This is a genomic window from Streptomyces sp. NPDC087906 (genome assembly GCF_055584925.1).
Map to the genome: position 1 here is coordinate 75,291 of NZ_JBVJLC010000017.1, position 18,567 is coordinate 93,857.

20 protein-coding genes are annotated in these 18,567 nt (G+C 71.1%); 7 read left to right on the forward strand and 13 right to left on the reverse strand.

Annotated features, from left to right (window positions below):
- Positions 1 to 15 precede the first annotated feature (15 nt).
- The gene (locus ACZ63I_RS32940; protein ID WP_469343020.1) at positions 16 to 663 is read left to right on the forward strand and encodes a TetR/AcrR family transcriptional regulator; all 648 of its coding nucleotides are present in this window, start codon (positions 16 to 18) and stop codon (positions 661 to 663) included.
- On the opposite strand, the gene ACZ63I_RS32945 is transcribed toward ACZ63I_RS32940, so the two are convergent.
- From ACZ63I_RS32945 to ACZ63I_RS32960, 4 genes are all read right to left on the reverse strand, one after another.
- Positions 654 to 1,118 (reverse strand): MaoC family dehydratase, encoded by a 465-nt coding sequence (locus ACZ63I_RS32945; protein WP_469343021.1) that lies wholly within the window; start codon positions 1,116 to 1,118, stop codon positions 654 to 656. The two genes, ACZ63I_RS32940 and ACZ63I_RS32945, sit on opposite strands and share 10 nt — an antisense overlap.
- 99 nt (positions 1,119 to 1,217) lie before the next feature.
- Positions 1,218 to 1,952, reverse strand: coding sequence for a 3-keto-5-aminohexanoate cleavage protein (locus tag ACZ63I_RS32950; RefSeq protein ID WP_469343135.1), 735 nt, complete (start codon positions 1,950 to 1,952; stop codon positions 1,218 to 1,220).
- A gap of 31 nt (positions 1,953 to 1,983) precedes the next feature.
- Positions 1,984 to 2,589 carry a hypothetical protein gene (locus ACZ63I_RS32955; RefSeq protein ID WP_469343023.1) on the reverse strand — a complete coding sequence of 202 codons (606 nt, stop codon included), beginning with the start codon at positions 2,587 to 2,589 and terminating at the stop codon, positions 1,984 to 1,986.
- A 198-nt stretch (positions 2,590 to 2,787) separates the two neighbouring features.
- Positions 2,788 to 4,083, reverse strand: a complete 1,296-nt coding sequence (locus tag ACZ63I_RS32960) for an exo-beta-N-acetylmuramidase NamZ family protein (protein WP_469343025.1) — start codon at positions 4,081 to 4,083, stop codon at positions 2,788 to 2,790.
- A 156-nt stretch (positions 4,084 to 4,239) separates the two neighbouring features.
- Here ACZ63I_RS32960 and ACZ63I_RS32965 point away from each other — a divergent pair, with 156 nt between their 5' ends.
- From ACZ63I_RS32965 to ACZ63I_RS32975, 3 genes are read left to right on the forward strand one after another with little or no spacing between them, the layout of a single operon-like run.
- Positions 4,240 to 5,004: an SDR family oxidoreductase gene (locus ACZ63I_RS32965; RefSeq protein WP_469343026.1), complete on the forward strand. Its 765-nt coding sequence runs from the start codon at positions 4,240 to 4,242 to the stop codon at positions 5,002 to 5,004.
- On the forward strand, positions 5,001 to 6,656 hold the full coding sequence (locus ACZ63I_RS32970) for an AMP-binding protein (RefSeq protein WP_469343028.1): 1,656 nt from the start codon (positions 5,001 to 5,003) through the stop codon (positions 6,654 to 6,656). Before ACZ63I_RS32965 ends, ACZ63I_RS32970 begins: the two co-directional genes overlap by 4 nt.
- A 43-nt stretch (positions 6,657 to 6,699) precedes the next feature.
- Entirely contained in the window at positions 6,700 to 7,293 is a 594-nt protein-coding gene (locus ACZ63I_RS32975) for a TetR/AcrR family transcriptional regulator (RefSeq protein ID WP_469343030.1), read from the forward strand.
- Positions 7,294 to 7,302: 9 nt separating this feature from the next.
- Here the strand turns inward: ACZ63I_RS32975 and ACZ63I_RS32980 are convergent, their stop codons facing one another.
- The 3 genes from ACZ63I_RS32980 to ACZ63I_RS32990 all read right to left on the reverse strand — a co-directional run bounded on the left by ACZ63I_RS32980 (position 7,303) and on the right by ACZ63I_RS32990 (position 10,130).
- The gene (locus tag ACZ63I_RS32980) at positions 7,303 to 7,677 is read right to left on the reverse strand and encodes a peptidase inhibitor family I36 protein (RefSeq protein ID WP_469343031.1); all 375 of its coding nucleotides are present in this window, start codon (positions 7,675 to 7,677) and stop codon (positions 7,303 to 7,305) included.
- A 206-nt stretch (positions 7,678 to 7,883) separates the two neighbouring features.
- On the reverse strand, positions 7,884 to 9,098 hold the full coding sequence (locus ACZ63I_RS32985; protein WP_469343033.1) for an acyl-CoA dehydrogenase family protein: 1,215 nt from the start codon (positions 9,096 to 9,098) through the stop codon (positions 7,884 to 7,886).
- A 9-nt stretch (positions 9,099 to 9,107) separates the two neighbouring features.
- Positions 9,108 to 10,130, reverse strand: coding sequence for a phosphotransferase family protein (locus tag ACZ63I_RS32990; RefSeq protein WP_469343035.1), 1,023 nt, complete (start codon positions 10,128 to 10,130; stop codon positions 9,108 to 9,110).
- 132 nt (positions 10,131 to 10,262) lie between these two features.
- Here ACZ63I_RS32990 and ACZ63I_RS32995 point away from each other — a divergent pair, with 132 nt between their 5' ends.
- Positions 10,263 to 11,552, forward strand: a complete 1,290-nt coding sequence (locus tag ACZ63I_RS32995; protein WP_469343037.1) for a glucarate dehydratase family protein — start codon at positions 10,263 to 10,265, stop codon at positions 11,550 to 11,552.
- Between the two features lie 39 nt (positions 11,553 to 11,591).
- On the opposite strand, the gene ACZ63I_RS33000 is transcribed toward ACZ63I_RS32995, so the two are convergent.
- From ACZ63I_RS33000 to ACZ63I_RS33015, 4 genes are all read right to left on the reverse strand, one after another.
- Positions 11,592 to 12,419 (reverse strand): alpha/beta fold hydrolase, encoded by an 828-nt coding sequence (locus tag ACZ63I_RS33000; RefSeq protein ID WP_469343038.1) that lies wholly within the window; start codon positions 12,417 to 12,419, stop codon positions 11,592 to 11,594.
- 224 nt (positions 12,420 to 12,643) lie between these two features.
- Positions 12,644 to 13,273 (reverse strand): MBL fold metallo-hydrolase, encoded by a 630-nt coding sequence (locus ACZ63I_RS33005; RefSeq protein ID WP_469343039.1) that lies wholly within the window; start codon positions 13,271 to 13,273, stop codon positions 12,644 to 12,646.
- On the reverse strand, positions 13,273 to 14,358 hold the full coding sequence (locus ACZ63I_RS33010; protein ID WP_469343041.1) for an S-(hydroxymethyl)mycothiol dehydrogenase: 1,086 nt from the start codon (positions 14,356 to 14,358) through the stop codon (positions 13,273 to 13,275). The genes ACZ63I_RS33005 and ACZ63I_RS33010 overlap by 1 nt, the downstream gene beginning before the upstream one ends.
- A 70-nt stretch (positions 14,359 to 14,428) precedes the next feature.
- A complete protein-coding gene (locus tag ACZ63I_RS33015; protein WP_469343043.1) occupies positions 14,429 to 15,130 on the reverse strand; it encodes a FadR/GntR family transcriptional regulator in 702 nt (233 codons plus the stop codon).
- A 140-nt stretch (positions 15,131 to 15,270) separates the two neighbouring features.
- Between ACZ63I_RS33015 and ACZ63I_RS33020 the strand changes: the two genes are divergently transcribed.
- Together ACZ63I_RS33020 and ACZ63I_RS33025 are read left to right on the forward strand one after the other, a co-directional pair.
- Positions 15,271 to 15,780, forward strand: coding sequence for a gluconokinase (locus ACZ63I_RS33020; protein ID WP_469343045.1), 510 nt, complete (start codon positions 15,271 to 15,273; stop codon positions 15,778 to 15,780).
- 64 nt (positions 15,781 to 15,844) lie between these two features.
- Positions 15,845 to 17,242, forward strand: a complete 1,398-nt coding sequence (locus ACZ63I_RS33025) for a GntP family permease (protein WP_469343046.1) — start codon at positions 15,845 to 15,847, stop codon at positions 17,240 to 17,242.
- A 22-nt stretch (positions 17,243 to 17,264) separates the two neighbouring features.
- Here ACZ63I_RS33025 and ACZ63I_RS33030 read toward each other — a convergent pair whose 3' ends face one another.
- On the reverse strand, positions 17,265 to 17,945 hold the full coding sequence (locus ACZ63I_RS33030) for a cytochrome b/b6 domain-containing protein (RefSeq protein ID WP_469343047.1): 681 nt from the start codon (positions 17,943 to 17,945) through the stop codon (positions 17,265 to 17,267).
- Positions 17,887 to 18,552 (reverse strand): molybdopterin-dependent oxidoreductase, encoded by a 666-nt coding sequence (locus tag ACZ63I_RS33035; RefSeq protein ID WP_469343137.1) that lies wholly within the window; start codon positions 18,550 to 18,552, stop codon positions 17,887 to 17,889. The genes ACZ63I_RS33030 and ACZ63I_RS33035 overlap by 59 nt, the downstream gene beginning before the upstream one ends.
- Between the last annotated feature and the right edge of the window lie 15 nt (positions 18,553 to 18,567).

Sequence of the window (18,567 nt, forward strand, 5' to 3'; positions counted from 1 at the left end):
TGGAAGGGGCGAGCGATGCGTACGGCGGAACAGCCGGCCGGTGACGGCGGCGACAAGCCATGGGGCGAGGTGACCCCGGAGGCGGCCAGGCGGCTGCTGGTCGCCGCCGTCGAGGCGTTCGCCGAGCGCGGCTACCACGCCACCACCACCCGCGACATCGCGGGCCGCGCGGGCATGAGCCCGGCGGCGCTCTACATCCACTACAAGACCAAGGAAGAGCTGCTCCACCGGATCAGCCGGATCGGCCACGACCGGGCCCTCACGCTGCTCACGGCGGCCGAGACGAGCGGCGGCAGCGCGTCGGAACGGCTCGCGGCGGCCGTCAGCTCCTTCGTACGCTGGCACGCGGAGCGGCACACGACGGCGCGCGTCGTCCAGTACGAACTCGACGCGCTCGCCCCCGAGCACCGCGTCGAGATCGTCAAGCTGCGCCGGGAGAGCGACGCCGTGGTGCGCCGCATCCTGGCCGACGGGGTGCGGGACGGTGAGTTCGACGTACCGGACCTGACGGGCACGACGCTCGCCGTGCTGTCCCTGTGCATCGACGTGGCGCGCTGGTTCAACTCGCGCGGCCACCGGACGCCCGACGAGGTCGGCGCGCTCTACGCCGACCTCGTCCTGCGGATGGTCGCCGCCCCCCGGGGCGGGGCGGGTCAGAAGTAGTAGCGCGACACCGACTCCGCGACGCAGACCGGCTTGTCGCCGCCCTCGCGCTCGACCGTCACCTCGACCGTGACCTGCTCGGCGCCGCCGCTCGCCGGTGTCACGTCCCGCACCACGGCGGAGGCGCGCAGCCGCGAGCCCACGGGCACGGTGGAGGGGAAACGGACCTTGTTGGTCCCGTAGTTGATGCCCATCTTCACGTTCTCGACCAGGACGATCTGCGGGACGAGCACCGGCAGCAGGGACAGCGTCAGATAGCCGTGCGCGATCGTCGTGCCGAAGGGCCCCTGCGCCGCGCGCTCCGGGTCCACATGGATCCACTGGTGGTCGCCGGTCGCCTCGGCGAACAGATCGATCCGCTTCTGGTCGATCTCCAGCCAGTCGCTGTGTCCCAACTGCTCGCCGACCGCGGCACGCAGCTCGTCGGCGGATGTGAAGACCCTCGGCTCTGCCATGTCCGGCCTCTGCTCTCTCGAACTCTCGAAGCGATGGCTCAGTGACGTCTGAGCAATGTCTAAGCGCTTGCTCAGCATGGCGACGGCTGCCGCGTCCTGTCAACGCGGCAGGCCCTGAAGCGCGCCCGTCCAAGACCGGGCCGCCGCGACGAGTTCCGCGTTCGACGCCGCCGGACGGCCGTCCGGCAGCAGCAGGACGTCCTCCAGGCCGATCCGGGTGTCCAGGCCCAGCTCCCGGGCCAGCCGCAGCACCGGCCACGCACCGCCGTCCTCACCATGCAGGAGTACGGGCCTGCCGTGCGCCGCGCCCAGTTCGCCGAGCAGCGAGCGCGCCGAGTCCCGCGCCGTACCGGGGCCGGTGTCCATGACCTCGGCGAGCACCCGCAGCACCCGCGGCCCCAGCGCCGAGCCGAGAAAGCGCCGCGCACCGTCCGTACCCGACCAGATCCCCGCCTCCACGCCGACCCCGCGCTCCAGCAGCGCCGCCGCGACCTCCTCGGCGCCCGGCTCGTGCCAGTTCACCGACGCGTGGTCCGGCAGCACCGTCCAGCCGCGCACGCGTGCCACGCGCCGCTCGGGGTCGGCCTCCGCCCAGGCCCCCGTGGTCACCCCGACCGGGACGTCCGGCACCGCCGCCCGTACCGCCGTGACCGTCGCCGCCACCACCCGCGCCGAAAGCGTGTCCTGCCCGCACGGCGTCTTCGGGTGCACATGCACCTCGCCCGCGCCCGCCTCGACCGCCCGTACCGCGGCCTCGGCCGCCGCACCCGGCGACATCGGCACAGCGGCATAGTCGGCCGCGCTCCGCGGTCCGTTCAGGCAGACCTGGATCATGGCCCGGGGCATGGCATCGGTCATCCGCGCGCTACGCCACCGAAGCCAGACTCTCGTTCCGTTTGGCCTGGTCCAGCGCCTCCGTCGTGAGCACCGGCTCCGGTACGACGATGCCGCAGCTCGTGCAGACGGGGCCCGACCAGGGTTCGTGCGAGAGATTGGGTGCCCAGGCGATGCCGCGCTGCGCGCAGACCGGGCAGACCGTGCCAGGTCCTGATTCGAGACCGGCGATCAGCCGGCGCAGCACCTCTGCCAGCGACTCGGCCGGGTGCACCGCGGGGTTGTCGCAGCGGGCCACACCGTTGCCGCCCCAGGTGAGCCGGTGCCAGTCGTCGAAGCTCCCGGGCCGCCGCAGCCCGTCGTGCTTCTCGCGCTTGCGCCGCTCGGCGAAATCGTCCTCGTACGCGAGCCAGACCGCCCGCGCCTCTTCCAGTTCGTCCAGCGCGGCCACCAGCCGCGCCGGGTCGGGTGCCCGGTCCTCGGGTTCTATGCCGTGCCGCGCGCACAGATGGTCCCAGGTCGCCCGGTGCCCGTAAGGGGCGAATCTTTCCAGGCACTTGCGCAGTGAGTACCGCCGCAAAGCCAGATCGCACCGCGGGTCGCGCACCTGTCTCGCGAGACTCCGAAATTTGGCCATCGCCTGCCACCTCCGTCGCTGGTACTTCGGCGTTGTGGAATGGACGTACGCCTGCCCCATTCGGATCCATCAAAAAACAAAACAAGCCCGGAGGACGGACAACTCGGGTGATTCTCATCCGCAATTAATGCGTGCGAGGAGACTTCTTCGCGTGCGGGTTCGAAAAACACCACCCACGTTCACCGTAACCCCACATTTTCACCGGTAGAGCAGATAGCCGCGGCGCACGGCGCGGAACGCGGCCAACTCGTCCTGCCAGGCGCCGACCACCTCGTCCGTGCCCGCCCCCGCGTCGATCATCGTCCGCAGCCGCGCCGAGCCCGACAGGGTGTCGATGTAGTGGTCGGGGCGCCACGCGAATCCGCTCCACACCCGCTTCGCCGTCACCAGCAGCGCCACGCCGGTGCGCACCGGGTCGAACGCGGCGCGGTCGTGGACATGCACCTGCACCCCGCCGATCGTCTTGCCGGTGAACTTCGAGAACGTCGGCGCGAAGTACGCCTCACGGAAGTGCACACCGGGCAGCCCCTCGGCGGTGGCGGCCGCCGCCCACGCGCCGTCGACCGCCTCGGCGCCCAGCGTCTCGAACGGCCGGGTCGTACCGCGCCCCTCGGAGACGTTCGTCCCCTCGAAGAGGCAGGTGCCCGAGTACACCAGCGCCGTGTCGGGCGTCGGCATGTTCGGGCTCGGCGGCACCCAGGGCAGCCCCGTCGAGTCGAAGAAGTCGGCGCGCCGCCAGCCGGCCACCTCGACCGTCTCCAGCTCCACCGGCTTCGCCAGGAACTCCCCGTTGAACAGCAGCGCCAGCTCGGCCGCCGTCATCCCGTGCGCCTGCGCGATCGGTTTGCGGCCGACGAAGCTCGCGAACTCCTCGTGCAGCACGGGCCCGGTCGCCGACCGGCCGGTCACCGGGTTCGGCCGGTCGAGGACGACGAAGCGCTTGCCCGCGAGCGCGGCGGCCTCCATGCAGTCGTAGAGCGTCCAGATGTACGTGTAGAAGCGGGCGCCCGCGTCCTGGATGTCGAAGACCACCGTGTCCACGCCGGAAGCGGTGAACACGTCGGCCAGCTTCTGCCCGCTGACCTGGTACGTGTCGTAGACCGGCAGCCCGGTCGCCGGGTCGTCGTAGCGCCCCTCCGAGCCGCCGGCCTGGGCCGTGCCGCGGAAACCGTGCTCGGGGCCGAAGACGGCCACGAGGTCGACCCGGTCGTCGGCGTGCATGACGTCGACGATGTGGCGCACGTCCTGGGTGATCCCGGTCGGGTTGGTGACCACCCCGACCCGCTGCCCCGACAGCGGCCGGTAGCGGCCGTCCGCGAGCCGGTCGAAGCCGGTACGGACCCGCCGCGCGCCCGCAGGCCGGCCGCCCTCCTGGGCGGCGGCGGGAGTGGCCGCCGCCAGCGCCCCGGCCGCCGCGCTCGCGCCGCCCGCCGCCAGCAGGCCCCGCCGGGAAAGATCCGTACCGCTGCTTCGGTTGCTCGCCCTGTCTGTCATGCCCACGCACCGTAGTACGCGCCGCGGCGCCGGGGAACGAAGCGGCGCCGACGGGCCGCATCCCGGCCCTTCCCCTGCAACATACCGACTGGTTAGTCTGCTGGGGTCCGACCGGGGTTGGCCGCGGTCGGCGACGAACCGGAAGGGCAGGTGCCGATGGGTACGGTGCAGGGCGCGGGGGTTGTCGTGACAGGGGCCGGCGGAGGCATCGGCGCCGCACTGGCCCGCCGGTTCGCCGCCGAAGGCGCGCGGGTGGTGGTCAACGACCTCGACGCGGCCAAGGCGGCGGCCGTCGCCAAGGAGATCGGCGCCGTCGCCCTCCCCGGGGACGCCTCCCTGATCGTGGACGCGGCGCGCGAAGCGCTCGACGGCACCGTCGACATCTACTGCGCCAACGCGGGCGTCGGCTCGGGCGGCGACGAACAGGCGCCGGAAGACGTCTGGGCGCTCGCCTGGGACGTCAACGTGATGGCGCACGTACGGGCGAGCAGGGCCCTGCTCCCCGGCTGGCTGGAGCGCGGCAGCGGCCGCTTCGTCTCCACCGTCTCGGCCGCAGGGCTGCTCACCATGATCGGCGCGGCGCCGTACAGCGTCACCAAGCACGGCGCCCTCGCCTACGCGGAATGGCTCTCCCTCACCTACCGGCACCGCGGCATCAAGGTGCACGCCATCTGCCCGCAGGGCGTACGCACCGACATGCTGACCGCCTCCGGCACGGCGGGCGATCTCGTCCTCGCGCCGACCGCCATCGAACCGGACGCCGTCGCCGACGCGCTCTTCGCCGCCATGGCCGACGACCGGTTCCTGGTCCTGCCGCACCCGGAGGTCGCCGGGTACTACCAGGCGCGCGCCGGGGATCCCGACCGCTGGCTCTCCACCATGAACCACATCCAGCAGAAGTGGGAAGGAGCCGCGGAATGACCCCGTCGATCTATGCGGCCAAGCCCTGGCTCGGCCGGCTCAACGAGGCCCAGCGGGCCGACGTCCACCCGGCCGCCGGTGTCGTGGAAGCGTTCAGGACGTCGGCCGGGCGCGCCCCCGACAGGACTGCGCTCGCCTACTTCGACGGCCGGCTCTCCTACCGCGAGACCGACCAGCTCTCCGACTCGGTGGCCGGACACCTCGCCGCCCGGGGCCTGGAGCGCGGCGACCGGGTCGCGATCATGCTCCAGAACAGCCCGCACTTCGTGCTCGCGCTGCTCGGCGCCTGGAAGGCCGGCGCGATCGTCGTACCGCTCAACCCCATGTACAAGTCGGCCGAGGTCGGGCACGTCCTGCACGACGCCGAGGTGGCGGCGCTGATCTGCTCGGACCGCGCCTGGGAGGGGTATCTGCGCGACACGGCCGCCGCGTCGCCCGTACGGATCGCCGTCACCGCCGACGAACACGGACTCCAGACCCGCGACGACCCGCGCGTCCTCGGCTCCGAGAAACTGCCCAAGCCGGCCGACACCGACGACCTGCTCGCCGTCGCCCGCCAGGGCCTGCCGGCGCCCGCCGAGCGCGACCCCGGCACCGACGACGTGGCACTGATCAGCTACACCTCGGGCACCAGCGGCAAACCCAAGGGCGCCATGAACGCCCACCGCAACATCATGGTCAACGCCGAACGCCAGCGCACCGGCCAGGGCATCGCCGAGGGCGCCTGCTACTTCGCGCTCGCGCCGCTCTTCCACATCACCGGCATGGTCTGCGAACTCGCCGCCTGCTTCGCCAACGCCGGCACCCTCGCCCTCGCCTACCGCTTCGAGTCCGGTGTCGTCCTCGACGCCTTCGCCGAACACCGCCCCGCGTACACCGTCGGCCCCTCCACCGCCTTCATGGCGCTCGCCGCGCACCCGGACGTCACCCCGGAGCACTTCAGCTCCTTCCAGCAGATCTCGTCCGGCGGCGCGCCACTGCCGCCCGCCCTGGTGGAGAAGTTCCGGGCCGGCTTCGGGCCCTACATACGCAACGGCTACGGCCTCACCGAGTGCACGGCGCCCTGCGCCTCCGTACCGCCGCAGTGGGAGGCCCCCGTCGACCCGGGGTCCGGGACGCTCTCGGTCGGCGTACCGGGACCCGACACGGTCGTACGGATCATCGACGACAACGGCGACGACCTGCCCTTCGGCGAGCAGGGCGAGATCGCCGTACGCGGCCCGCAGGTCGTCGCCGGCTACTGGCGGCTGCCCGCGGCCACCGCCGACGCGTTCCCCGACGGCGAACTGCGCACCGGCGACATCGGGTTCATGGACACCGACGGCTGGCTCTACGTCGTCGACCGCAAGAAGGACATGATCAACGCGTCCGGGTTCAAGGTCTGGCCGCGCGAGGTCGAGGACGTCCTCTACACCCACCCCGGGGTGCGGGAGGCGGCCGTCGTCGGCATCCCCGACCCGTACCGGGGCGAGAGCGTCAAGGCGTACGTGAGCCTGCGCCCCGGCGCGACGGCGACCCCCGAGGAACTGGCCGGCTACTGCAAGGAGCGCCTCGCCGCCTACAAGTACCCGCGCGAGGTCGACATCCTGCCCGAGCTGCCCAAGACCACGAGTGGGAAGATCCTGCGCAGGGAACTGCGTTCCCTGACGTAGCAGCGTCTGCGGACGGCACGAAGAGACAAGGCGGTGGCGGCACATGGCCAGGACGACGGAGGGCAACGGCACGCCCGTCCCCCAGCGGCTGCTGGCCGCCGCCACCCGGCTCTTCGCCGAGCAGGGCTACGACCGGACGTCCGTCCAGGAGATCGTCGAGGCGGCGGGCGTCACCAAGGGCGCCCTCTACCACTACTTCGGCTCCAAGGAAGACCTCCTCCAGGAGGTCTACGCGCGCGTGCTGCGCCTCCAGCAGGAGCGGCTCGACGCCTTCGCCGACGCCGACGAGCCGGTGGAGCGGCGGCTGCGCGCAGCGGCTGCCGATGTGGTCGTGACGACGATCGAGAACCTGGACGACGCGGCCATCTTCTTCCGCTCGATGCACCATCTGAGCCCGGAGAAGAACAAGCAGGTGCGGGTGGAGCGGCGGCACTACCACGAGCGGTTCCGCGCGCTGGTCGAAGAGGGCCAGCGCAGCGGGGTGTTCTCCACGGCGACCCCGTCCGACCTGGTGGTGGACTACCACTTCGGCTCCGTCCACCACCTGTCGACCTGGTACCGCCCGGCGGGCCCGCTCACCCCGCAGCAGGTCGCCGACCACCTGGCCGACCTGCTGCTCCGGGCGCTGCGCCCCTAGGAGCAGCGGTCAGCACTCGCCGCGCCAGACCACCTTCGTCAGCGTGATGCTGTCGAAGTCCGCCTTGTACTCCCCGGGGCCCGGGTTGTAGTGGAAGCAGTTGCCCCAGCCGCTGCCGTGGTAGTTCCAGGACGCCTGGACGTGGTCGGCGCCGGCGAACGTGACGCCGTTGTTGAAGAAGGACCGCACGCCCGGGATGCTGCCCGACCAGTTGCCGGCCGTCTTCAGCAGCAGCCGGCCGGACTCGCCCTCGCCGGAGTAGGCGCAGAAGTACTGCTTGGGGCAGCCGGCCGGGCCGGCCTCGGCGGACGCGGTGGGTGCGGTGGCGAGGACGCCGGCGAAGGCGGCGGAGACGGCCAGAGCGGCGACGGAACGCTTGCGCATGGGTGATTTCCCCTGTGGTGGAGTCGACAAAGCGATGCCGACGCTAGCCAGGGGAAGGGGCGAGATGTCTGCTCTCGGGGTGATTGTCACCGGAATAGCTGACATGGGTGGCGAATGGTCGCCACCCATCTCCGCTACGGGCCGCCGCTACGGGCCGCCGCTCCCGGCCGGGCCGCCGCTCCCGTACGGGCCTCCGCTCCCGGCGGCTACAGGTACTTCTTCAGCTCCCGCCGGGCCAGCGACCGCTGATGCACCTCGTCGGGCCCGTCGGCCAGCCGCAACGTCCGCGCCGCCGCCCACAGTTCGGCCAGCGGGAAGTCCTGGCTGACCCCGCCGGCGCCGTGCAACTGGACCGCGCGGTCGATGATGTCGACCACCGCGCGCGGCGTGGCGATCTTGATGGCCTGGATCTCGGTGTGCGCGCCCCGGTTGCCCGCCGTGTCCATCAGCCAGGCCGTCTTGAGCACCAGCAGCCGGAGCTGCTCGACCGTCACCCGGGCGTCGGCGATCCAGTTCTGCACGACGCCCTGCTGGGCGATCGGCCGGCCGAAGGCCGTACGGGACACCGCGCGCCGGCACATCAGCTCGATGGCACGCTCCGCCATGCCGATCAGCCGCATGCAGTGGTGGATCCGCCCAGGGCCCAGCCGCGCCTGCGCGATGGCGAAACCGCCGCCCTCCTCGCCGACCAGATTCGCCGCGGGTACCCGCACGTCGTCGAAGACCACCTCGGCGTGGCCGCCGTGGAAGTGGTCCTCGTACCCGTACACCTGCATGGCGCGCCGCACCTCAAGCCCTGGCGTGTCGCGCGGGACCAGCACCATCGACTGCTGGCGGCGGACGTCCTCGCCGTCCGGGTCGGTCTTGCCCATCACGATGAAGATCTTGCAGTCCGGGTTCATCGCCCCGGAGATGTACCACTTGCGCCCGTTGACGACGTACTCGTCGCCGTCCCGGTCGATCCGGGTCCGGATGTTCGTCGCGTCCGACGAGGCCACCTCGGGCTCCGTCATCGCGAAAGCGGACCGGATCTCGCCCGCGAGCAGCGGCTCCAGCCACTGCTTCTTCTGCTGCTCGGTGGCGAACTGCGCCAGCAGCTCCATGTTCCCGGTGTCCGGGGCCGCGCAGTTCAGCGCCGTCGGGGCGAGCTGCGGGGAGCGGCCGGTGATCTCGGCCAGCGGCGCGTACTGCAGATTGGTCAGCCCCGCGCCGTACTCGGCGTCCGGCAGGAACAGGTTCCACAGGCCCTGCCTGCGGGCCTCGGCCTTGAGTTCGCCGACGATCGCCGGGGTGTCCCAGGGGCTCGCCAGCTCGGCGCGCTGCGCGTGCGCGACCTCCTCGGCCGGGTGCACATGCTCGTCCATGAAGGCGAGCAGCCTCTCCCGCAGCTCTTCGGTGCGGGCGTCGAATGCGAAGTCCATGGGGTGTACTCAGCCTTCCTGGAGGGTGGTGAGCCCGTGCTGGATGAACAGGGGGACGAGATCGCCGATCTGGTCGAAGCCGGGGCCGACCGTCTGACCGAGCGTGTAGCGGTAGTGGATGCCCTCCAGGATCACGGCGAGCTTGAACCACGCGAACGCCGTGTACCAGTTGATGGCGGTGGCGTCCCGGCCCGACCGGCTCGCGTACCGCTCGATCAGCTCGCCGGGCGTCGGATGGCCCGGCGCGCCCGCCGTCGTACTGATCGGGGAGCCGACCAGTTCCAGCCGGGCGCTGTACATCACCAGCAGGCCCAGGTCCGTGAGCGGGTCGCCGAGCGTCGACATCTCCCAGTCGAGCACCGCCTTGATCCGGTCGTCGTCGCCGAGCAGGACGTTGTCGAGCCGGTAGTCGCCGTGGATCACCGTCGGCGCCGGGGAGTCGGGCAGCGCCCGGCCGAGGGCCGCGTGCAGCTCGTCGATGCCGGGCAGCTCGCGGTTGCGTGACCCGTCGAGCTGCTTGCCCCAGCGGCGCAGTTGCCGGTCGAGGAAGCCCTCGGGCCGCCCGAAGTCCCCGAGGCCGACCGAAGCGGGTTCCACGGCATGCAGCTCGACGAGCGTGTCGACCAGCGCGAGGACGGCGGCGCGGGTGCGCTCCGGGCCGAGCGGGGCGAGCTGCTCTGCGGTGCGGTACGGCGTGCCCGCCACGTACTCCATGACGTAGAACGGCGCGCCGAGCACCGCGTCGTCCTCGCAGAGCAGCAGCGGCTCGGGCACCGGGACCGCCGTCGGGTGCAGCGCGCTGATCACGCGGTACTCCCGCTTCATGTCGTGCGCCGTGGCCAGCACATGGCCCAGCGGCGGCCTGCGCACCACCCAGCGGCCCGCGCCGTCCGTCACGACGTACGTCAGGTTCGACCGGCCGCCCTGGAACATGCGGGCACTGAGCGGTCCGCCCACCAGTCCGGGGCGTTCGCGGTCGAGATGGCCGCGCAGCCGCTCGGGGTCGAGTCCTGGCGGGGGAGCTGAGCTCATCGTGCGTACCTCCGAAGACGGTGGGTGATCCGATCTCATGATGCCGACCAGTCGGTATGTAGTCCAGCCTCTGACCGGTGCGGACAGCGGACCCTCTGGTCGGCGGATCGTGTCTATGAATACAGTTCATGTATGAATACCGCGCTGCTCATCGACCAGGTCCGGCTCACCCCGATCCTCATCGCCGATCCGCCCCTGCTCAACACCCAGGGCGTGCATCAGCCGTACACGCCGCGGCTCATCGTGGAGGTGATCACCCGCGACGGGGTCACCGGCGTCGGGGAGACGTACGGCGACGGGAAGTATCTCGACCTGGCCCGGCCGCTGGCCGAGGCGCTGCCGGGCCGCCGGGTCAGCGACGTGAACGGCCTGTTCGAGCTGGCCGCCGAGGTCTGCGGCGACCCGGGCAGCACCGACGGCCGGGTCGACGCGGGCGGCCTGCGCGGCGTGCAGACCGCCGACAAGCTCCGGCTCTCGGTCGTCTCCGGCTTCGAGGTCGCCTGCCTCGACGCCCTCGGCAAGACGCTCGGACTTCCCGTGCACGCCCTGCTCGGCGGGAAGGTCCGCGACACCGTCGAGTACAGCGCGTATCTCTTCTACCGCTGGGCCGAGCACCCCGAAGGCGGCGAGCAGGACACCTGGGGCGCGGCGGTCGACCCGGCCGGGGTCGTGGCCCAGGCCCGCAGGTTCGCCGACGAGTACGGCTTCTCGTCCTTCAAGCTCAAGGGCGGCGTCTTCGCGCCCGACCAGGAGATCGCCGCCGTCCGCGCCCTCGCCGAGGCGTTCCCCGGGCAGCCGCTGCGGCTCGACCCCAACGGCGCCTGGTCGGTGCCGACTTCGCTCTACGTCGCCGAGCAATTGGCCGACGTGCTCGAATACCTGGAGGACCCGGCGACCGGTACGGACCTGATGGCCGAGGTGTCGGCCGGCACGACGGTCCCGCTGGCCACCAACATGTGCGTGACCACCCTCCCCGAGATCGCCGACGCCTTCGCCCGCGACGCCGTCCAGGTCGTACTCTCCGACCACCACTACTGGGGCGGCCTGCACCGCACCCGCGAACTCGCCGCCGTCTGCCGCACGTTCGGCGTCGGCCTCTCCATGCACTCCAACACCCATTTGGGCATCAGCCTGGCGGCGATGACCCACGTCGCGGCGACCGTACCCAACCTCGACTACGCCTGCGACAGCCACTACCCCTGGCAGACGGAGGACGTGATCACCACCCGCCACACCTTCCGGGCCGGCCGCCTCACGGTCTCCGACGCCCCGGGCCTCGGCGTCGAACTCGACCGGGCCGAACTGGCCCGCCTGCACCGCCGTTGGCTGGACGACGACGGCACGATGCGCGAGCGCGACGACGCGGCGGCGATGCGCAAGGCGCGGGCGGACTGGGTGACACCGGCGATCCCGCGCTGGTGAGCGCGGGACCGCCGAGGGGAAGGAACGGGCCGGAGCCGGTCAGTCGCGGGCGAATTCCAGCAGGTCCTTGTTGAAGACATCCGCGAAGACCGGGACCATCGCGAGGCCGTGCGGGGCGCCGGGGTAGACCTTGTAGGTCACATCCTTGACGATCTTGGACGATTTGTCGCCCGCCGCCACGATGGGCACGATCTGGTCGTCGTCGCCGTGCACGATCAGGGTGGGCACGTCGAACTTCTTCAGGTCTTCGGTGAGGTCGGTCTCGGAGAACGCCTTGACGCAGTCGTACGCGCCCTTGATGCCGACCGTCATCGACCAGAGCCAGAACTGGTCGCGGATGCCCTGGGTGACGGTCGATCCGTCCCGGTTGGCGCCGTAGAACGACTCGCTGAGGTCCTGGTAGAACTGCGAGCGGTCGTTCTCGACGCCCGCCCTGATCTGGTCGAAGACCTCGATCGGCAGCCCTTCGGGGTTCGCGTCGGTCTTGAGCATCAGCGGCGGGATCGCGCCGAGCAGGACGGCCTTGGCGACCCGGCCCGTGCCGTGCCTGCCGATGTAGCGGGTGACCTCGCCGCCGCCCGTCGAGTGGCCGACCAGGATCACGTCGTGCAGGTCGAGCTTGTCGATGACCGCGGCCAGGTCGTCGGCGTACGTGTCGAGGTCGTTGCCGTCCCAGGTCTGTCCCGAGCGTCCGCCGCCGCGCCGGTCGTGGGCGATGGCGCGGAAGCCGTTGTCGGCCATGAACCGGAGCTGGGCGTCCCAGGCGTCGGCGTTCAGCGGCCAGCCGTGCGAGAACACGACGGGCTGTCCCGAGCCCCAGTCCTTGAAGAAGATCTCTGTGCCGTCTGTGGCGGTGGCGAAGGGCATGACGCGATTTCCTTTCGAGCGTCCGGCCGGAATGTGGACGTGGACGTCACGCCGCCGACGGTTCGAAAGGCGCCGGGTATCGACGGAGAGGCCGGCGGCGGAAGGCGACCGGATCGGTTATGTCCTGCTCTGTCCTGCGAGTCACGCTACCCGAGATGGAGTAGTTCAGCGCGTCGTCCCGTACGGGGCTCCGACCGGCCGGGACGGCGCGCCGAACCGCCCGGTCAACTGCCGCGCTGAATCCATTCGTCCAGGTGCGGCGACTCGTCGCCGATGGTCGTCGAATCGCCGTGCCCGGTGCGTACGACGGTCTCCGGCGGGAGCGTCAGCAGCCGGTCCCGGATCGAGTTGATGATCGTCGGGAAGTCCGAGAAGGACCGTCCCGTCGCGCCGGGGCCGCCCTGGAACAGCGTGTCGCCGGTGAAGACCGTGCCGAGCGCGGGCGCGTACAGGCAGATCGCGCCCGGTGTGTGGCCGGGGGTGTGCAGCACGGTCAGGGTCGTGCCGCCGATGGTGATCGTCTGCCCGTCGGACAGCTCCTCGTCCGGGGCGAGACCGGGGTGGGTCTGCTTCCAGAGCTGGAGGTCGTCGGGGTGCAGCATGACGGGCGCGTCGGTCATCGCGGCCAGTTCGGGGGCCGCGTCGATGTGGTCGTCATGACCGTGGGTGGAGATGATCGCGCGCAGGACACGGCCGCCGAGCGCCGTCTCGATGGTGCCGGCGTCATGCGCGGCGTCGATGACGATCGCCTCGGAGTCGTCCCCGACGATCCAGACGTTGTTGTCGACGTCCCAGGTACCGCCGTCGAGCGAGAAGGTGCCCGACGTGACGAGGTGGTCGATACGGGCCGCCATCAGAGCATCACGACCGAACGCAGCACATCGCCGTCGCCCATGCGGGAGAACGCCGACTCGACGTCGCCCAGGCCCACCTTCTCGGTCACGAACGCCTCCAGGTCGATCCTGCCCTGCTGGTGCAGGTCGATGAGCATCGGGAAGTCGCGGGACGGCAGACAGTCGCCGTACCAGGACGACTTGAGCGCGCCGCCCCGGCCGAAGACGTCCAGCAGCGGCAGTTCGAGCGTCATCTCCGGGGTGGGGACCCCGACCAGGACGACGGTGCCGGCCAGATCGCGGGCGTAGAACGCCTGCTGGTACGTCTCGGGGCGGCCGACCGCCTCGATGACGACATCGGCGCCGAACCCGCCGGTGAGGGCGCGGATCGCCTCCACGGGGTCCTTCTGCGCCGAGTTGACGGTGTGGGTGGCGCCCATGGCCTTGGCCGTCGCCAGCTTGCGGTCGTCGATGTCGACGGCGATGATCCGGGCGGCGCCCGCGAGGCGCGCGCCGACCACGGCCGCGTCCCCGACCCCGCCGCAGCCGATCACGGCGACCGAATCGCCCCTGCCGACCTGGCCGGTGTTGATCGCGGCGCCGATGCCCGCCATCACACCGCAGCCGAGCAGTCCCGCCACGGCCGGTGAGACGGCCGGGTCGACCTTGGTGCACTGCCCCGCGGCGACCAGGGTCTTCTCGGCGAACGCGCCGATACCGAGCGCGGGCGACAGCTCCGTGCCGTCGGTCAGGGTCATCTTCTGCTTCGCGTTGTGGGTGTTGAAGCAGTACCAGGGCCTGCCGCGCAGACAGGCGCGGCAGTTGCCGCACACGGCGCGCCAGTTGAGGACGACGAAGTCGCCGGGCGCCACGTCCGTGACGCCTTCGCCGACCGACTCGACCAGGCCCGCCGCCTCGTGCCCGAGCAGGAACGGGAACTCGTCGTTGATCCCGCCCTGCTTGTAGTGCAGATCGGTGTGGCAGACGCCGCACGCCTGCACCTTCACCACGGCCTCGCCGGGGCCGGGATCCGGTACAACGATCGTCTCGACCCGCACCGGCTCGTTCTTTCCGGGTGCGACGACCCCTTGTACCTGTTGCGACATCCCAGGACCTGCCTTTCCTCACGCCTAAGCACGCACTTCGTCCGCACCCACTATCCCGTGCCGCGGCGGCTCAGGGCGCGAGGACATCCAGTTCGTGCAGGGCGCCGACGGCGATCTGCCGGGTCAGCTCCTCGGCCCTGGCCGCCTCGCCCTCCCTGACCGCCTCAGCGAGCCGTACGTGCAGGGTGACCGCCGCCGGGTCGGGGTCGTCGAACATCACCTGGTGGTGGGTGCGCCCCGCCAGGACCTCGGCGACCACGTCACCGAGCCTGGCGAACATCTCGTTGCCGGACGCGTTCAGCACCACCCGGTGGAAGGCGATGTCATGGACCAGGTACTCCTGGAGCCTGCCGCCCCGGGAGGTGGCGACCATGCCCAGGGCCTGCTCGGTGAGTTCGGCGCACTGCTCAGGCGTGGCGTTGACGGCGGCGAGCCCGGCGGCGACCGGTTCGACCGCCGAGCGCAGCACCGTCAGGGAGCGCAGTTGGCGCGGCCGGTCGGTGCCCGCGAGGCGCCAGCGGATGACGCGCGGGTCGTAGACGTTCCACTCCTCGGTGGGGCGTACGGTCACGCCCACCCGGCGCCGGGAAGCGACGAGTTGCATCGATTCGAGGACGCGGACCACTTCCCGTACCACCGTGCGGGACACATCGAACCGCTGAGCGACTTCGTCCGTGCGTACGACGCTGCCCTGCGGGTATTCGCCCGCGGTGATGGCGAGGCCGAGGGCGTCCAGCACACGGGTATGCAGGCCCTGGCCTTCTGTGGTCATGGGGCAAGCCTACGGGGCGACGACCGGCGGAGAAAGTACGACGTTTTCATCACAGCCTCTTGAATACGTCATACCTAATGAGGTTCAGTGACCCGACACACCGATCGTGAGCGACTGAGGTCGAGACAGCGAGGCACGCAATGAGCACCCCCCACGTCGTCGTGGTGATGGGAGTGGCAGGGACAGGGAAGACCACGATCGGCCCGCTCGTCGCCGCCGCGCTGGACGTCCCGTACGCCGAGGGCGACGACTTCCACCCGCCGCGGAACGTCGCCAAGATGTCGGCCGGCACCCCGCTCGACGACGCGGACCGGTGGCCCTGGCTCGACGCGATCGGCGCCTGGGCACACCACCGCGCCGGCCTCGGCGGGGTGGTGAGCTGCTCGGCGCTCAAGCGGTCCTACCGCGACCGGCTGCGGGCCGCCGCGCCCGGCGTGGTGTTCCTGCACCTGACCGGCGACCGGTCGCTCATCGAGCGCCGGATGGCCGAGCGCAAGGGCCACTTCATGCCGTCGGCGCTGCTCGACTCGCAGTTCGCGACGCTCCAGCCGCTGGGGGACGACGAGGCGGGCGTCGCCGTCGACGTGTCCGGCGGCCCCGAGGAGATCACCGAACGGGCCGTCGCCGCGCTGCGCGGCCCCGGCCGCTGACCCCGGACGGCGCTGACCTCGCACCCCCACCGCCCCGAACCCCACAGCCTAAGGAAGTACCCCCGTGAGCCGTCTCAGCGTCGAGATGCTGGCAGCGGATGCCCCGGAGCCGATCTCGTCGGCGGGCAACGCACAGCTCGGCATCGCCGTTCTCGTCGGCATCGCCGTCATCGTCGTCCTCATCACCGTCTTCAAACTGCACGCCTTCCTGTCCCTGACCATCGGCTCGCTGGCGCTCGGCGCCGTGGCCGGTGCGCCGCTGGACAAGGTCATCACCAGCTTCACCACGGGGCTCGGCTCCACGGTCGCGAGCGTGGGTGTGCTGATCGCGCTCGGCGCGATACTCGGCAGGCTCCTCGCCGACTCGGGAGGGGCCGACCAGATCGTCGACACGATCCTGGCGAAGGCCAGTGCCCGCTCCATGCCGTGGGCGATGGTGCTGATCGCCTCGATCGTCGGGCTGCCGCTGTTCTTCGAGATCGGCATCGTGCTGCTGATACCCGTGGTGCTGCTGGTCGCCAAGCGCGGCAACTACTCGCTGATGCGGATCGGCATCCCGGCCCTCGCCGGGCTCTCCGTGATGCACGGTCTGATCCCGCCGCACCCCGGGCCGCTGGCCGCGATCGACGCCCTGCACGCCAACCTCGGTGTGACGCTGGCGCTCGGCGTCCTGGTCGCCATCCCCACCGTGATCATCGCCGGGCCGCTGTTCTCGAAGTACGCGGCGCGCTGGGTCGACGTCGAGGCGCCCGAGGGAATGGTGCCGCAGCGCGCGTCCGAGGACCTGGAGCACCGGCCGAGCTTCGCGGCGACGGTCTGCACCATCCTGCTGCCCGTCGTGCTGATGCTCGGCAAGGCGCTCGTGGACGTCGTGATCGACGACCCCGACAACACGGGCCAGCGCGTCGCCGACGTCGTCGGATCGCCGCTGATCGCGCTGCTCATCGCCGTACTCGTCGCCCTGTTCACGATGGGCAGGGCCGCCGGCTTCACCAAGGACCGGCTCGCCACGACCGTGGACAAGTCGCTCGCGCCGATCGCCGGTGTGATGCTGATCGTCGCAGCGGGCGGCGGCTTCAAGCAGACGCTGGTCGACGCGGGCGTCGGCCAGATGATCCTGGACCTCTCCAAGGACTGGTCGATACCCGCCCTGCTGCTGGCCTGGCTGATCGCCGTGGCGATCCGGATCGCCACCGGCTCCGCGACCGTCGCCACCATCTCGGCCGCCGGTCTGGTGGGACCGCTTGCCGCCGACATGTCGACCACGCACGTGGCGCTGCTGGTGCTGGCGGTGGGCTGCGGCTCGCTCTTCTTCAGCCATGTCAACGACGCCGGATTCTGGCTGGTGAAGGAGTACTTCGGGATGAGCGTCGGGCAGACGGTCAAGACCTGGTCGGTGATGGAGACGATCATCTCCGTCGTCGGCCTCGGCTTCGTCCTGCTGCTGTCGCTGATCCTGTAGCGCCTCCCGGCGGAGCGGGAGGTCACTCCTCGGGCGGATCGCCGTCCTTCCACAGGGGGTGCTCCCGCTCCGCCCAGTCGCGCTCCACCTCGCCCGTGCGCATCCCGCGCCGGGCGTGCGGGTCGTTGAACGCCATGCCGATATGGCCGAACAGTACGATCCCGATGGCCAGCGCCAGCCAGTCGTGGATGAACGTGGCGCTGGTGCGCCACACGATCGGCGCGAGCCCGGTGAACCACATCAGCAGCCCCGTGGCGACCATCACCAGCACAGCGCCCGCGATCCAGGCCGCGTAGAGCTTCTGCCCCGCGTTGAACTTGCCCGCGGGCCGCGCCCCCGGCCACGCCCAGCGCTTGCGGACGGCGCGCAGCCACTCCCGGTCCTCGGGGATGAAGCGGTTCAGCCGCTCCAGGTCCTCGCGGAAGGCGCGGGAGACCAGCCCGGCCAGGAACGGCAGCGGGATCAGGATGCCGGACCACTCGTGGACGGTGACCACGAGACGGCGCCGGCCGACGAGTTCGGCGAGCTGCGGCACGTACAGGAAAGCCGCCGTGACGACGCACGTCATCATCAGCCAGGCGGTGCTCCGGTGCACCCAGCGCTCGGCGCGGGTGAAGCGGCGCAGCCGGCCGGGGCCGCGCCGCTCAGACGGTGGGGGCGTCGTCGCGCCCGTTGGACCTGCCGACCCAGCCGTCGACGTCATAGCCGTACCCCTCCCAGTAGCCGGGCTTGACCTCGGAGGTGACCGAGATCCCGGAGAGCCATTTCGCCGACTTGTAGAAGTACATGGGCGCCACGTAGAGCCGTACCGGACCGCCGTGCGCGTGCGTTATCGGCTTGTCCTGCATCCTCAGCGCCACGAGTACGTCGTCGCGGCGGGCCTGCGAGAGCGTCAGGCTCTCGCTGTACGTGCCGTCGAAGCAGGTGAAGCGCAGGGCCTTGCCCTCGGGGCGTACCCCGGCCGCTTCGAGGAGGTCCGAGACCCGGACGCCCTCGAACGGTGTCTTGGGGACCCGCCAGCCGGTGACGCACTGCACATCGCGGACGGTCCGGGTCTGCGGCAGCTTCCGCAGCGCGTCCAGCGTGTACGTGGCGGGGTGGTCGACCAGCCCGTCGATCGTGAGCTGGTAGTTGCTCGCGTCCTTGTTCGGTACGGAAGCGGCGACGTTGTAGAAGCGGAAGCCGCCGCCGTTGGGCAGCAGTCCGGTGAGACCGGTCGGGTCCTTCTCGGCCGCTGCGCCGAGGAACGATTCGAGGCCGTGCTGCAGATGCGGTGCGAGGACGATCCCGGCGGCGCCCGCGCCGACCATGGAGAGCACCACCCG

Bases quoted from the DNA above. Each gene is read 5' to 3' on its own strand.
- ACZ63I_RS32965 (WP_469343026.1), top strand. From the start codon at position 4,240: ATGGGTACGGTGCAGGGCGCGGGGGTTGTCGTGACAGGGGCCGGCGGA.
- ACZ63I_RS32950 (WP_469343135.1), bottom strand. From the start codon at position 1,952: ATGATCCAGGTCTGCCTGAACGGACCGCGGAGCGCGGCCGACTATGCC.
- ACZ63I_RS32990 (WP_469343035.1), bottom strand. From the start codon at position 10,130: ATGAGCTCAGCTCCCCCGCCAGGACTCGACCCCGAGCGGCTGCGCGGC.
- ACZ63I_RS33035 (WP_469343137.1), bottom strand. From the start codon at position 18,552: ATGGTCGGCGCGGGCGCCGCCGGGATCGTCCTCGCACCGCATCTGCAG.
- ACZ63I_RS32960 (WP_469343025.1), bottom strand. From the start codon at position 4,083: ATGACAGACAGGGCGAGCAACCGAAGCAGCGGTACGGATCTTTCCCGG.
- ACZ63I_RS32955 (WP_469343023.1), bottom strand. From the start codon at position 2,589: ATGGCCAAATTTCGGAGTCTCGCGAGACAGGTGCGCGACCCGCGGTGC.
- ACZ63I_RS33000 (WP_469343038.1), bottom strand. From the start codon at position 12,419: ATGCCCTTCGCCACCGCCACAGACGGCACAGAGATCTTCTTCAAGGAC.
- ACZ63I_RS33030 (WP_469343047.1), bottom strand. From the start codon at position 17,945: ATGACGTCGACGGCTGGGTCGGCAGGTCCAACGGGCGCGACGACGCCC.
- ACZ63I_RS32985 (WP_469343033.1), bottom strand. From the start codon at position 9,098: ATGGACTTCGCATTCGACGCCCGCACCGAAGAGCTGCGGGAGAGGCTG.
- ACZ63I_RS32940 (WP_469343020.1), top strand. From the start codon at position 16: ATGCGTACGGCGGAACAGCCGGCCGGTGACGGCGGCGACAAGCCATGG.
- ACZ63I_RS33010 (WP_469343041.1), bottom strand. From the start codon at position 14,358: ATGTCGCAACAGGTACAAGGGGTCGTCGCACCCGGAAAGAACGAGCCG.
- ACZ63I_RS33015 (WP_469343043.1), bottom strand. From the start codon at position 15,130: ATGACCACAGAAGGCCAGGGCCTGCATACCCGTGTGCTGGACGCCCTC.
- ACZ63I_RS32975 (WP_469343030.1), top strand. From the start codon at position 6,700: ATGGCCAGGACGACGGAGGGCAACGGCACGCCCGTCCCCCAGCGGCTG.
- ACZ63I_RS33020 (WP_469343045.1), top strand. From the start codon at position 15,271: ATGAGCACCCCCCACGTCGTCGTGGTGATGGGAGTGGCAGGGACAGGG.
- ACZ63I_RS33005 (WP_469343039.1), bottom strand. From the start codon at position 13,273: ATGGCGGCCCGTATCGACCACCTCGTCACGTCGGGCACCTTCTCGCTC.
- ACZ63I_RS32970 (WP_469343028.1), top strand. From the start codon at position 5,001: ATGACCCCGTCGATCTATGCGGCCAAGCCCTGGCTCGGCCGGCTCAAC.
- ACZ63I_RS32995 (WP_469343037.1), top strand. From the start codon at position 10,263: ATGAATACCGCGCTGCTCATCGACCAGGTCCGGCTCACCCCGATCCTC.
- ACZ63I_RS32945 (WP_469343021.1), bottom strand. From the start codon at position 1,118: ATGGCAGAGCCGAGGGTCTTCACATCCGCCGACGAGCTGCGTGCCGCG.
- ACZ63I_RS32980 (WP_469343031.1), bottom strand. From the start codon at position 7,677: ATGCGCAAGCGTTCCGTCGCCGCTCTGGCCGTCTCCGCCGCCTTCGCC.